At 64.0% G+C, this 1,209-nt stretch carries 1 protein-coding gene; it reads left to right on the plus strand.

Annotated elements, in window-relative coordinates; genetic code table 11:
* A partial coding sequence (locus tag AB0H71_RS33900; RefSeq protein WP_357029676.1) for an acyltransferase domain-containing protein occupies positions 1 to 1,209 on the plus strand: 1,209 nt, incomplete at both ends.

Here is a 1,209-nt window from a genome sequence, read left to right on the forward strand (position 1 = left end):
GGTTCTCGCTGGCGACGACGCGGGCGCGGTTCGAGCATCGGGCGGTGGTCCTCGGTGACGACGGTGCGGAGCTGCTGGCAGGACTCGACGCACTGACCGAGGAAACACCCGCAGCCGCGAATGTGTTCACCGGTAGCGACCTGCGGGGCAAAACGGTGTTCGTGTTCTCCGGTCAGGGCACGCAATGGCTGGGTATGGGCCGGGAGCTGATGGACACGGCACCGGTGTTCGCCGAGACCATCCGTGTCTGTGCCGCAGCGTTGGAACCGTTCGTGGACTGGTCGCTGTTGGAGGTGCTCGGCGGCGAGCAGCACAGTTCGCTGCTGGACCGTGTGGATGTCGTGCAACCGGCGCTGTGGGCGATCATGGTCTCTCTGGCAGGGCTGTGGCGCTCCTACGGTGTGGAACCCGATGCCGTGGTGGGACATTCCCAGGGCGAGATCGCTGCTGCCTATGTTGCTGGAGCTCTAACCCTGCAGGACGCGGCGCGCATTGTGGCGCTGCGCAGCAAAGCCTTGCGTGGAGTGGCCGGTGACGGAGCCATGATGTGGCTGGCCGCGTCCCCGCAATCAGCTGCCGAGCTGCTGGCACCGTGGCATGAGCAGATCGCGATCGCCTCGACCAACAGCCCCTCTTCGGTGGTGGTTTCGGGTCAGTGTGACGCTCTGGACCAATTCGAACGTGTGGTATCCAAAGCTGGGGTCTGGCGTTGGCGGGTTCCGGGTGTCGATTTCGCGGCGCATTCGCCGCAGATCGATCGGCTGGCCGAAACATTGCACGAGGATTTGGCTGGCCTCGCTTCGATGCCGAGCCGGATTCCGTTCTATTCCACGGTGACCGGCACCCGGGTCGACACTACCGAACTCGACAGCGACTACTGGTACCGAAACTTGCGTCAAACGGTGCAGTTCCATGCTGCTACCTCCGCATTGCTCGCTGATGGCCACACACTCTTCGTTGAGGTCAGCTCACATCCGGTGCTGACGATCAGCGTGCAGGAAACCATCGACGCCACCGACACACGCGCTGCCACAATCGAAACACTGGTCCGAGACCGAGGTGGCCTGGATCAGTTCGAAACCGCGCTCGCTCGTGCTCATCTCTGGGGAGCGGAGGTGGCGTGGCCGGTGGTATACGCGGGCCGGGCCCGACGAGTCGGGTTGCCGACCTATGCCTTCCAGCATCGCCGGTACTGGCTCGAAGCCGGAT

Source organism: Nocardia sp. NPDC050697, from assembly GCF_040654395.1.
Taxonomy (GTDB): Bacteria; Actinomycetota; Actinomycetes; order Mycobacteriales; family Mycobacteriaceae; genus Nocardia.